Raw genomic sequence first — 12,462 nt, forward strand, 5'->3', positions numbered from 1 at the left:
TCCCCCAGGCCTTATGGCTGATAATGATTGAGTACTGGAGCGTTTTCGGGAAGGAACAACGTCGTGACTGACTCTCTCTATCTCACATCGACCGAGCAGACGACAGGGGGAATCGGCATCGCTCACGAGATCTTGAAGGTGCTGGGTGACGCCTACGAGAACGTCGGCGTGTTCCGCCCCTACGTGAACGGCGCACCCGAAGACGACCGCATCGTCAAGGAGTTCGGGGCGTGGCATGGCACAACCCGAGATCACTACTTCGAGGACGAGGCCTCTTCCCTCAACACGATCATCCGCGCCTACCGTAAGAAGGCACTCGATTACGATGCCGTCCTCATCATCGGTCACACCGAGGGCGATCCGGTCAACCCCGGCCTTATCGCCCGCTCGGGCCGCACGGCCGCAAATCTCGGCTCGACCGTCGGTCTCGTCGTTGATGGTTCCCGCCGTAGCGCAGATCGCCTCACTGGGTACGTCGATCTTGCGACGGCAGAGATGTCCGGCTCGCGAGTCACCGTCAACTCCGTGTTTGTCGTCAACGCCCCGGACGACATCGAGTCGGAGATCGCAGAGGATCACCCGTCAATGCTCGTCTTCACAGATGGTGTCGACGAACGGGTCCTCGACGCGTTTCGAGAAGAGCCCGCGCTTCGTCCTCCCTTCATGTTCCAAACCGAACTCATGGAACGGGCACGAACAGACCGGCGCACGATCGTTCTTCCCGAATCCGAGGACGATCGCGTGCTTCAGGCTGCCTCGATCATTCTCAGCAACGACGTCGCCGACATCGTCCTCCTCGGTTCGCGGGACGACGTGCTCGCGCGTGCTGCTGAGCGCGGTTACTCCCTTGAATCAGCCCGCTTTGTCGACGCATCCGACCCGGCCCACCTCGATCGCTATGTTCCTGAGCTCGTTAGGCTCCGCAAGTCGAAGGGCATGACGGAAGAGCAGGCGCGTGAGAAGCTCAAGACGGCATCGTACTTCGCGACGATGATGGTTCATATGGGAGACGCGGACGGCATGGTCGCGGGCGCTACTCACACGACGGCTGAAACCATCATTCCGTCATTCCAAATCATCAAGACGAAACCGGACACGTCCATCGTCTCTTCGGTGTTCCTCATGCTCATGGCCGATCGGGTGCTCGTTTACGGCGACTGCGCCGTCAACACGAATCCAACACCCGAGCAGCTCGCCGACATCGCTGTCACCTCAGCTGAGACGGCGATGCAGTTCGGCGTTGATCCCCGCATTGCCATGCTCTCCTACTCCACCGGCGCCTCCGGCGCGGGAGCTGACGTTGAAGCAGTCGCCCTGGCGACGCGCCTCGCAAAGGAGAAAAACCCGACCCTCCTCATTGAAGGCCCCATTCAGTATGACGCGGCCGTCGATCCCGCAGTGGCACGGAAGAAAATGCCGGACTCTCCGGTCGCCGGCAAAGCTAATGTCTTCATCTTCCCGAACCTCAACGCGGGAAACATCGGATACAAGGCGGTCCAGCGCTCGTCCGGTGTTGTCGCGGTCGGCCCGATCCTTCAGGGTCTCAATAAGCCCGTCAACGATCTTTCTCGTGGTGCGCTCGTGGATGACATCGTCAACACCATCGCCATCACCGCCATCCAGGCACAGACCCAGTTCGAAAGGCAGACCACGTGACCGTCCTCGTCATCAACTCCGGCTCATCCTCCATCAAGTACCAGCTCGTCGATCCGGAATCTGGCGAAGCGATCGCTGTCGGCCTGGTCGAGCAAATTGGTGAGTCGACGAGCCGGGTCAAGCACACTTACGACGGGGAGAAGCACGAGTACGAGCAGAGGCTGGCCGACCACGGGGAGGGACTGCGGTTCGTCCTCGACCTGTTCGACAGCGTCGGTCCGAGCCTGGCCGAGGCTGGCATCGTCGCCGTCGGCCACCGCGTCGTCCAGGGCGGCGACAACTTCAATGGGCCCGCCCTTATCACCGAAGACGTGCGTGATCTTATCGAGGAGCTTGCCCCGCTCGCGCCGCTTCACAACCCGGCGAACCTCCGCGGTATCGACGTCGCTCGCGAGCTGCTCGATGTGCCGCACGTCGTCGTGTTCGACACGGCGTTCTTTCAGACCCTGCCCGAAGAGGCGGCTCGTTATGCCCTCAACCGCGAGGTTGCAGACAGGTACGGCGTGCGTCGTTACGGTGCACACGGCACCTCGCATCAGTACGTTTCGCACAAGGCGTCGGAGTGGATCGGACGTGAGGATCTCAAACAAATCGTCCTCCATCTCGGCAACGGCGCGTCCGTCTCCGCGGTCGTTAACGGGGAAGCAGTTGACACGTCGATGGGTTTGACGCCACTTGAAGGCCTCGTCATGGGCACCCGCACGGGTGACATCGACCCCGCCGTCATTTTCCACCTCAGCAGAGTTGCTGGCATGAGCATCGACGAGCTCGACGACCTCTTCAACAAGAAGTCGGGAGTCAAGGGCCTGGCCGGGGAAAACGACATGAGGGCCGTGTGGGACATGGCGGACAGTGGTGATGAGAACGCCCGCGAGGCACTCGACATCTATGTCCACCGCCTCGTCAAATACATCGGCTCGTACGCGGCCGTCATGGGAGGACTCGACGTCATCGCGTTCACGGCTGGCATCGGCGAGAACGACGACCGGCTGCGCGCCGAGGTGCTCGAACGCCTCGCCCCCTTCGGCGTCAAGATCGATCCTGAGGTCAATGCTGTCCGCGGTGACAACATCCGGGCAATTACAACCGCGGATTCATCCGTCACCGTGCTTGTCATCCCGACTAATGAGGAGCTCGCGATCGCACGCCAGACAATGGACGTCGTCGCGACCCTCTCCTAATACGCGATGCTGCCGGATGTCGGGTGGTCATTCGGCAGCATCGTCACCTATCTCCACTCCACTGTTCGCTATCGGCGCCGTCGTAGCGCCTTCCGGTGTCGATAGAGTGAGATGGTCCGCACGAGTAGAAAGTTGTCATCGTGACCTTCTTGAGTTCCGACCTCCTCCACCGCATCCGCTCGCGCGCCAATGAGGTGGACCGCGAGAACACGTTCCCCTACCAGGATCTCCGCGAGCTCACGGACGCTCGTTATCTCACCGCTTTCGTGCCGACCGAGTTCGGTGGGGCGGGACTTACTGCCGAACAGCTGTGTGCCGAACAGACCCGCCTCGCGCAGGCCGCCCCCGCGACAGCACTCGGGGTCAACATGCACCACATCATCGTCGGGCTCGGTCGTCATCTCGTAGCAAACGGCCTCGATTCTGGCCGGCAGATCCTCGACGGCGCGGCACAAGGGGAGATCTTCGCGTTCGGAATTTCGGAGCCAGGCAACGATCTGGTCCTGTTCGGTTCAACGACCGAGGCGCGCCCGGACGGTCAGGGCGGCTACTCGTTCCACGGCCTCAAGGTCTTCACCTCCCTGTCGCCCGTGTGGACGAAGCTCATGACATTCGGCAGGGACGAGTCGGGCGAGGACGGCCCTCACTCGGTGTTCGCGATCCTCGACCGCGAGCGCGGCGGCTTCACGATCAAGGATGACTGGAACACGCTCGGCATGAGGGGAACACAGTCGAACTCGACGATCCTCGAGGGTGCTCACGCACCCGCAGAGCACGTGCTCCAACGGGTGGCTCCCGGCCCCTCGAAAGAGCCCGTCATCTTCGGTATCTTCGCCTATTTCGAGGTGTTCCTCGCTGCCACGTATCTTGGAATCGGCAACCGGGCTGTCGAGGTGGCCGCCGAGAAGGTCAAGACTCGACGTTCCGTCCTGCACGGGGACGTCTACGCGAATGATCCCGATATCAGGTGGCGGCTCGCAAGTGCCGCGCTGCGGCTGAACTCGGCATCGGCCGAGGTCACGCTTGCCGCGCGTGACCTTGATGACGGGCGGGATCGAGGCGACCTCTGGTACCCGCAATTGTCAGCCGCAAAAAACGCGGCCTCGGAAGCATCGCTCCATGCGGTGGAGCAGGCGATCCGGTCGACCGGCGGTTCCTCCTACTCGAACTCGAACGAACTCTCGCGTCTCTATCGGGACGTTCTCGCCGGGCTGTTCCAGCCCTCTGACCAGGAATCACTCCACTCTTCCTGGGCAAACGTCGTTCTCGGTCCCGTCACCGGCTAAGTGCTTCGATAGATCGAGGCAGTACCCGATTCGGGTTTCTGCTCTCGCCCTCCCACACGAGGCGGAACAGATTTGTGCACTTAAGCCGGCCGACCCCCGGCGCCAGCGCGCAGGCTCGGCATGCCGAGCGGGACCGCGGTCGACGTCGTAGCCTCCGACGACTCGTCCGGATCGTGTCCGAGGAAGGCGGTCGAGATCATGAGCTTGATTCGGTTGAGCTGGTTGACGGGTGAGGCGCCTGCGTCGTAGTCGATCGAGACGATGTTCGCCGTGTCGTAATGATTCCGAAGGGCGCGAAACATGCCGCGTCCAACGACGTGGTTTGGCAGGCAGGCGAACGGCTGGGCGCAGATGATGTTCGGGCAACCGCGTTCAATCATGTCCATCATGTCAGCCACGAGGTACCAACCCTCCCCCGCCTGATTGCCGAGAGAGACGATCTCCTGTGCCTTCTCGCGTAGCTCCTGAATCGTCGCGCCCGCCTCGAATCGCTCAGAATCGGAGAAGGCGCCACGGGCAACTTTTTCATACTGTTGCAAGATCCATAGTCCGATTTTGTGAGTGTTCGCCTGCTTCTGCGTAAGGGAGCCGAGGGTGTCGTGCTTCCACTGAGCGGTCGCGAGTGAGTTGTGGAAGAACTGCGCAAGGGATGGTAGCTCCGCTTCACATCCTTCGGCCTCGACCGTGCCAACCGCGTTGTTGTTGGCATCCGGGTGGTATTGAACGAGAATCTCGCCGACGATTCCGACCCTGGGTTTTCGGGGGACGTTCTCAAGGGGCAGTTTGTCGAACTCGCGAACGATGTGCCGGACGAGTCTCGGGAACGTGAGGCGGCGACCGAGTGTTGCCGACTGTCCTGTCTCGAAGAACTCGCGTGCAATCGCGTCCCACCGCTCGTACAGTGCGGTGGCGTTGCCGTTGATCTCGTAGGGCCGGGTGCGTAGTAGCACTTTCTGCAGAACGTCACCGACCGTCGTCGCCTGGAGAAGGCGGTGGATGAGGGGGAGCGTCAGCGTGAAGCCTGAGTTCTCCTCGATTCCCTGAGCGGAGGCGGCGATGACGGGCACCTGCGGGTAGCCAGCATCCCCAAGCCCTTTCCGGAGGAGGGCGGCGTAGTTGGTCGCGCGGCACATCCCTCCCGTCTGCGTGATGATGACGGCCGTCGATTCGGGGTCCGCGATGCCATTCGCGAACTGAGAAATGAGCTGGCCGATGACGACGATGGCGGGATAGCAGGCATCGTTGTGAACGTGGCTCAGACCCGTCTCGATACTGTCGCGGGACGCGTGCTCAAGCAGTCTGACTCTATAGCCCGCCCGTCGTAAAGCGGGCGCGAGCAGTCGGAAATGGATGGGCGCCATTTGCGGCGCGAGGATCGTGAACTCCTTCTTCATCTCCTTCGTGAACTCGACCGCCGGGTATCTCTCGTGGTTCGGATCTGTCGGGGCGCTCTCCTGCGGGCGGGTGGAGATGCTCGCCGACTCTATCCGCTCGTCGGCCGCAGCCGCGAGCGAGCGGAGCCTGATGCGGGCCGCACCCAGGTTGGAGATCTCGTCAATCTTCAAACCTGTGTAGACGTCGCCCTTCGCCTCGAGAAGCTCCAATACCTGATCGGACGTGACGGCATCGAGCCCGCACCCGAACGAGGTGAGCTGGACGAGCTGGAGGTTCGGTGCGTTCCCAACAGTCGACGCCGCCTCGTAAAGACGCGAGTGGTACGCCCACTGGTCTCGGACCCGCAGAGGGCGTTCGAGATCGCCGGGCACCAGCGCATCCTCGGTCAGGACCGCCATGCCCAACCCGATAATGAGATCAGGTATTCCGTGGTTGATCTCCGGGTCGAGATGGTAGGGCCTGCCCGCGAGGACGATGCCGCGGATGCCGCGCGCGGCGATATAGTCCAGCGTTTCCTGGCCCTTGTCGAGGATGTCCTGCCGGTACGCGGCATCTTCCTCCCACCCGGCGTCACACGCCGCCCGAGCCTCATATTCTGTAACTCCGAACCCGGCAAAAACCTGCGCCAACCGTGTTGGCAGGAGCTTCCTGTCTGCGAGAGAGAGGAACGGCGAGATGAAGGTGACATCCGCGCTTGCGAGCCTCTCCAAGTTGGTGCGGAGCACCTCGGGATAGGTGGCAACGATCGGGCAGTTGAACGTGTTGTCCTGGCCGGGTGATGTCTCCTTCTCGTAGGACACACACGGATAGAAGATCGTCGTCACACCCTTGTCGAGGAGCGACTCGACGTGTCCGTGAGCGAGCTTCGCCGGATAGCAGACATTCTCCGACGGGATTGACTCCATCCCCTGCTCAAACAGGTCGTGGCTCGACCGGCCGGACAGCATGACCCGAAAGCCGAGAGCGGTCAGCACCGTGAACCAGAAAGGATAGTTCTCGTACATTCCGAGCACGCGCGGAATGCCGATATCACCGCGATGCGCTTTCGCTTCGGTCAGCCTGCGGTAGCCGAATGTCCGCTTGTACTTCCAGTCGACCATGTTGGGGATCGGCGATTTCGGAGGTCGCCTCTCGAGCGAGGCACCTCGATCGCAGCGATTACCCGAGACGTGGCGCTGGCCGGTCGAGAAGTCGCTGATCGTCATCTTGCAGTGGTTTTGACAGAGTCTGCACACCTTCGTCGACGTGTCGACGCTGAGATTCTCTAGCTCCTCGAGGGGTAGCACGTGCGGTCCGGGCGAGCCGTCATCATTCCGCTTCGCGGTGAGCGCGGCGCCGTAGCCACCCATGAGTCCGGCCATGTTCGGGCGGACGACCTCACGCCCGGTCAGTAGCTCGAACGCCCGCAGGACCGCATCGTTGAGGAAGGTGCCGCCCTGAACGACGACCTTTTCCCCGAGATCTTCGGGGCTTGCGAGCTTGATGACCTTATAAAGGGCGTTGCGGACGACCGAGTAGGACAGTCCGGCCGCAATGTCGGCGACCGCGGCACCCTCCTTCTGGACCGACTTCACGGAGGAGTTCATGAACACCGTGCATCGGGTACCCAAGTCGACAGGGGCGGCCGCCTCGGTCGCTGCTTTGGCAAAACCATCGATGCTCTGCCCCATCGTCTGTGCGAAGGTTTGGAGGAAGGACCCGCACCCCGACGAGCAGGCCTCGTTGACGGAGATGGAGTCGACGGCACCATTCTTGATTGTCAGATATTTCATGTCCTGACCACCGATGTCGATGACCGAGTCGACCCCAGGCATCATGTGGTCCGCGGCCCGATAGTGCGCCATTGTCTCAACTTCGCCGTCGTCGAGGCCGAGCGCCGTTTTGACGATGCCCTCGCCGTAGCCGGTTGCACACGACCGGTTGATTGTCAGCTCTGGAGGTAGCTCTCTCTGAATCCGTCGGACGATGTCGACGGCCGCGGTTACCGGATCTCCCTCGTTCGAGGCGTAGTGGGTAAAGAGGATGGCATCGTCCTCGTCGATGAGGACAGCCTTAATCGTCGTCGACCCGGCGTCGATGCCGAGATAGCACGCTCCTCGAGCGTCGGCCATCGCCTTCGTCGGAATGACCGACTGGGCATGCCGACGGTCGAAGTCCTCCTTCTCCTGTCGGTCTGTGAAGAGCGGCCTCAGCCGATGCGATGTCAGCCCGGAAGTGTCGAGCGTCAGCATTCGATCAAGAAGGTCACTGATCCGGGTCGTTCGGCCGTCGGCTAGGAGGGCGGCGCCGATCGCGACGTAGAGTTGGGCATGTACCGGCGCGGTAAAGGTCTCGACCTTGTCGAGGACACGGCGAAACGCTTCGCGTAGTTCGGGCATGAAGTGAAGCGGTCCCCCAAGAAGCATGACGCTACCGCGGATCGGGCGTCCAGCCGCGAGGCCGGCAACCGTCTGAAGCGCGACCGCCTGGAAGACGGAGGCAGCGATGTCCTCATGGGGCACGCCCTGGTTGAGGAGCGGTTGCACGTCCGTCTTCGCGAAGACACCGCACCGCGATGCGATGGGATAGAGCTCGGTGTAACGGGACGCCAAGTCGTTGAGACCGGCCGCGTCTGTCGCGAGAAGCCATGCCATCTGATCGATGAAAGCCCCGGTGCCGCCCGCGCATGTGCCGTTCATCCGCTGCTCAGGAGTCGGATGAAGGTAGGTGAGCTTTGCGTCCTCACCGCCGAGCTCAATGATGACATCGATGTCGGGGTGTCGCCTACGGGTCACTTCGGTCTGCCCGATGACCTCCTGAACGAACGGAAGGTCAAGTTGCTCCGCGAGCTGCATCCCGCCCGAACCGGTGAAGGCTGCCTGGATGGGGAGGTCGCCAAGCTCCCGGCTCACATCCTGCAGGAGCTTCGCCAATTCGGCCCGCACGTCAGCATTATGGCGCCGGTAGTCCTCGAAGAGCATCCGTCGGCCGTCCCATACCACAGCCTTGACCGTGGTCGAGCCGACATCGATTCCGAGCTTGAGATCAGTCATGACACATCCCTCCGTTCATCACGCTAACGGCAGCGGACTATACTTTCATTCATGATGAAATTAGAAGTGGGACCCAAGGTGTCCCCCGAGAGCGCGCCGATTGCATGTACCTCCCGCTTGTCTCTCGCCCTCCACATCCGAAACTTTGGGTCAAAGGTCCCAGTACGGTCGTGAGCAGAAGGGGTCCGCGAGCGGCCCGCGGGGAGGTCAGACAGCGGCTGTTGACGGCCGCCCGGGCGCGGTTCTGGCAGGACGACTATGGTGAGGTGACGATGCGTCAGATCGCTGGGGACGCAGGCGTCGATGCCGCTCTCATCAACTACTACTTCGGCGGCAAGGCGAACCTTTTCCGCGAGTCGATGTCCCTGCCGGAAGATCCCGTCGAGCTTGTCCTCGACCTGTTCAAAGGCGACCGCACGACCCTCGGCTCTCGCGCGCTCATGAAGGCGATAGAAATCTGGGAGCTCGGTGGGATGTCGTCGACCGTCAAGGTCCTCATCCGCTCGCTCCTCGGATCCGACCAGACTCTGAGCGACTACCGGCAGTGGATCGACTCAGCAATCATCACACCGGCAGCAACTCTTCTCGGCGGACGCAACGCCAAGTACCGAGTTGAGGCGGGCCTGTCCCACATCGTCGGGCTGATGCTCGTCCGCTACATGTCGGCGGCTGAGCCGATCGCGAGCATTCCGCGCAAAGATCTCGTACGTTTGCAAGCACCAATCATCCAGGCTCTCTTCACAGGACAGTACGGCCCTTCTACCGGACCATTCGGTGAATGAGGGCTCCTCCCAAACGCTCCGGACGCTCACGAAGACCGTCGCGCTCGAATCCGTGGGAGCGGAAGAAGGATTCAGCAGTACTGCCGTCGAGGACCCATAGGAAACACGGCGCCGTGCCAATCGCATAGTTGAGCAACCGCGCGCCAATGCTGCGCCGCTGGAAGTCCGCGAGGACGTGGAGTGAGACGAGCTCAAGCGGACGCACGTCGCCGGGTCCGAGAGCTCGCGCCGCAGCGAATCCGACCGTCTCACCGTCCCAGGTCGCTATCCAATATGTCGTCGAGCCGCCGGCCAACTCTCTCGGGTAGATCTCAAGCATTCGCTCCTCCGTACCCGCGATAAGGTCATCGCTGAGGAGGCCCGCGAAAGCCTCTGTCCACAGGCGGGCGTGGAGGCGCGCGAGCGTCTCCGCATCGAGTACCGTCGCCGCTCTGATTCCCAGGCTCATTCATCCTCCGATACGCGTGCGTCAGCATCGATGAGAGTCACCGAATCCGGCGAACCGTAAGTACCCGGCTTTAGTCGGGCGCCGGTGTCGACGATGCAACGGTGCAGATTGACGCCAGCGGGTACGTGGACCTCATCGAGGAGGATCGACTGCTCGACAACGGCGTCCTCATCAATGGTGCACAGCGGAGCGGCCACACTCGACCGTACAGTCCCGCTCACGCGGCAACCGGGGGCCACATATGATCTGTCGATGCGGGCAGATTTCTCGATCCGTGCCGGCAGAAGTGGTAGCTGCGCAGAGTAGATCGGCCACTCGCGGTCATCGAGCTCGGGTCCCGATCCGTCTATCACGTCCATGTGCGCCTGCCAGTAGGCGGTAAGCGTGCCGAGATCCTTCCAATAGCCGCCGAGCCGGTGTTCCACGACCATCTTGTTCTCGACGTACCAGGGCAGCAGGTCATCACCGTAGTCGCCGAGCTCCCCCACATCCTCACGCAGCCCATCGAGTGCCGCGATAAGCCCGTCCGCGGTGAAGCAGAATATCTCAGCCGCGACTACGTTCGTCCGTGGTACATCGGGCTTGTACCAGAACTGCGTGACGCGGCCGCCGGCGACGTCGACGACGCTGTAACGCGAGGCATTCTCGTCCACCTCGGTCGTCACCATTGTCAGGTCAGCGCCAGAGTTTACATGTGTCGTGATGACGTGCGTGAAGTCGAGCGTGTACAGGTGATCGGCGGACAGAACAAGGACAAGATCGGGGCCGTGCTCCTTTATTCGGTCGTTCTGCCGCCACAGCGAGTCGCTGTTGCCATGAGAAAATCCCGCCTTCTCATCGTCACCACTGAATGGCGGCAAAAGAACGAGACCGCCGTGGCTCCGATCGAGATCCCAGGCTCTGCCTCCAGAAAGATATTGGTTGAATGAGTGCGGCTGGTGTTCCTCGACGATCCACACATCTGACAGGTTCGAGTGAACGAGGTTGGACAGTGACACATCGATGAGCCGGTAGGAGCCAGCCATGCGGAGCGCAGGCTTCGCTCGAGTCTCGGTCAGCGCCCCCATGCGCGAACCGCTCCCACCAGCGAGGATGATGGCGAGAACAGTCGGAGATGACATGCGGCCCTCCTTCTCTCGATGCCATGCTAGACCCCTACGCTCATTGCCGCGCGGGCACCGCCCTGTTGCCCGCGGGAGCTCCCAGCACGAAGCGCATCGCCAGGCAGGAAAGATTTGTCTTCGCCGCTTTCGTTCCCCGTCAGTCAACCCCGTCCGCTGAGCGCACCCGTTATCCGGCAGTCACCAAGGAACAGCTTCGTTCATGCTTTAGTCGGTGCGGGACGGCCCGTGTGGCCTAGGCTGGCATCATCCCACCCGCACGGCCGGCTGGGACGACACCGACTAAGGAGCACCCTCATGACCGATCATCTGCCCGACGTCTACGTTGCCTTCCGTGAACGCTTCCCCGAGGTGGCCGACAGCCAGGACGCCCTCGCGGCCAGCATTGACGATTCCGGCCCCCTCGACGAGAAGACGACACGGCTCATCAAGCTCGGCATCGCGCTCGGAGCCCAGGCGGACGGGGCTGTCCGCTCGAACGTGCGCAAGGCACTCCAGGCCGGAGCATCGGAGAAGGAGGTCGAGCAGGCCATCCTCCTCGGTCTCACAACGCGCGGTTTTCCCGCGACAGTCGCCGCCTGGCAGTGGATGACCGAGGTCCTCAACGACTCGGAGCGCTAACCTGAGATGCAGAGACTCGTGCCCCGCAGCTCACGCTGCGGGGCACGAAGCTTAGCTGAAGCTGAGACTACTCGGTACCGACGCGAATGCGGGCGAAACCGGTGATGGTTGCGTCAGCGTTCTTCGCAACCTGTCCGACTGACATCTTCGGGTCGCGTGCGTAGGCCTGATCGAGCAAGACAACCTGCTTGAAGAAACCGCCGAGGCGTCCCTCGACGATCTTGGCAATCGCCTGCTCGGGCTTACCCTCTGCGCGAGTGAGCTCTTCGGCGATGCGGCGCTCGTTTTCGACAACATCGGCCGGGACAGAATCACGGTCAAGGTAGGACGGGTTGAGCGCGGCGATGTGGACCGCAATGTCGTGCGCGATCTCGGCGCCAGCCTTGTCCGTCGCGACGAGGACGCCAACCTGCGGGGGCAGGTCGGTAGCGGTGCGGTGCATGTAGGCGGCAACGTGTTCGCCCTCGACGACAGCAACGTTCGAAACTTCGATCTTCTCGCCGATCGCCGCCTGCATGGCGTTGACCTTGGACTCAACGGTCTCACCGTCTGTCTCGGCTGCGAGAACCTCGTCGACCGTGCTCGCGCCAGCGGCAATAGCCGCGTCGAGAACAGCGTCGGCGAAGGCGATGAACTTGTCGTTCTTCGCAACGAAGTCGGTCTCCGAGTTGAGTTCGATGATGATGCCGCGGGCCGTGTCGCCCGAGGTATCGACGTTCGAGACGACGAGGCCAGCAGAAGCCGTACGGCCTTCGCGCTTGGCGATGGACTTGAGGCCCTTCATGCGAAGAATCTCTTCAGCTTTGGCGGAATCGCCATCGGCCTCGGCAAGAGCGTTCTTGACGTCGAGCATGCCTGCGCCGGTTTTGTCGCGCAGTGCCTTGATATCAGCGGCGGTGTAGTTTGCCATGGATGGTACCCTCTCAGGCCTGGTCGGTGC

9 protein-coding genes are annotated in these 12,462 nt (G+C 62.1%); 5 read left to right on the forward strand and 4 right to left on the reverse strand.

The window, feature by feature from the left end; genetic code table 11:
- Nucleotides 1–63 precede the first annotated feature (63 nt).
- The 3 genes from pta (at nucleotide 64) to H7E91_RS05800 (ending at nucleotide 4,123) form a co-directional block, all read left to right on the forward strand.
- The gene (gene pta / locus H7E91_RS05790) at nucleotides 64–1,656 is read left to right on the forward strand and encodes a phosphate acetyltransferase (RefSeq protein WP_338401749.1); all 1,593 of its coding nucleotides are present in this window, start codon (nucleotides 64–66) and stop codon (nucleotides 1,654–1,656) included.
- Nucleotides 1,653–2,837 (forward strand): acetate/propionate family kinase, encoded by a 1,185-nt coding sequence (locus tag H7E91_RS05795; RefSeq protein WP_182354154.1) that lies wholly within the window; start codon nucleotides 1,653–1,655, stop codon nucleotides 2,835–2,837. Before pta ends, H7E91_RS05795 begins: the two co-directional genes overlap by 4 nt.
- Nucleotides 2,838–2,977: 140 nt before the next feature.
- Nucleotides 2,978–4,123 (forward strand): acyl-CoA dehydrogenase family protein, encoded by a 1,146-nt coding sequence (locus H7E91_RS05800; RefSeq protein WP_182354155.1) that lies wholly within the window; start codon nucleotides 2,978–2,980, stop codon nucleotides 4,121–4,123.
- Nucleotides 4,124–4,203: 80 nt separating this feature from the next.
- Here H7E91_RS05800 and H7E91_RS05805 read toward each other — a convergent pair whose 3' ends face one another.
- Nucleotides 4,204–8,550 carry an acyl-CoA dehydratase activase-related protein gene (locus H7E91_RS05805; protein WP_182354156.1) on the reverse strand — a complete coding sequence of 1,449 codons (4,347 nt, stop codon included), beginning with the start codon at nucleotides 8,548–8,550 and terminating at the stop codon, nucleotides 4,204–4,206.
- Nucleotides 8,551–8,720: 170 nt separating this feature from the next.
- Between H7E91_RS05805 and H7E91_RS05810 the strand changes: the two genes are divergently transcribed.
- Nucleotides 8,721–9,332, forward strand: a complete 612-nt coding sequence (locus tag H7E91_RS05810; RefSeq protein ID WP_182354157.1) for a TetR/AcrR family transcriptional regulator — start codon at nucleotides 8,721–8,723, stop codon at nucleotides 9,330–9,332.
- Here H7E91_RS05810 and H7E91_RS05815 read toward each other — a convergent pair.
- Nucleotides 9,310–9,780 carry a GNAT family N-acetyltransferase gene (locus H7E91_RS05815; RefSeq protein ID WP_182354158.1) on the reverse strand — a complete coding sequence of 157 codons (471 nt, stop codon included), beginning with the start codon at nucleotides 9,778–9,780 and terminating at the stop codon, nucleotides 9,310–9,312. The genes H7E91_RS05810 and H7E91_RS05815 overlap by 23 nt on opposite strands.
- Nucleotides 9,777–10,901 (reverse strand): glucose-1-phosphate adenylyltransferase family protein, encoded by a 1,125-nt coding sequence (locus H7E91_RS05820; RefSeq protein WP_182354159.1) that lies wholly within the window; start codon nucleotides 10,899–10,901, stop codon nucleotides 9,777–9,779. The genes H7E91_RS05815 and H7E91_RS05820 overlap by 4 nt, the downstream gene beginning before the upstream one ends.
- A gap of 297 nt (nucleotides 10,902–11,198) precedes the next feature.
- On the opposite strand from H7E91_RS05820, the gene H7E91_RS05825 reads away from it, so the two are divergent.
- The gene (locus H7E91_RS05825; protein WP_182354160.1) at nucleotides 11,199–11,522 is read left to right on the forward strand and encodes a carboxymuconolactone decarboxylase family protein; all 324 of its coding nucleotides are present in this window, start codon (nucleotides 11,199–11,201) and stop codon (nucleotides 11,520–11,522) included.
- Between the two features lie 67 nt (nucleotides 11,523–11,589).
- Here H7E91_RS05825 and tsf read toward each other — a convergent pair whose 3' ends face one another.
- Nucleotides 11,590–12,432 carry a translation elongation factor Ts gene (tsf, locus tag H7E91_RS05830; protein ID WP_182354161.1) on the reverse strand — a complete coding sequence of 281 codons (843 nt, stop codon included), beginning with the start codon at nucleotides 12,430–12,432 and terminating at the stop codon, nucleotides 11,590–11,592.
- Between the last annotated feature and the right edge of the window lie 30 nt (nucleotides 12,433–12,462).

It is taken from the genome of Flaviflexus huanghaiensis (genome assembly GCF_014118685.1).
Classification (GTDB): Bacteria; Actinomycetota; Actinomycetes; order Actinomycetales; family Actinomycetaceae; genus Flaviflexus; species Flaviflexus huanghaiensis.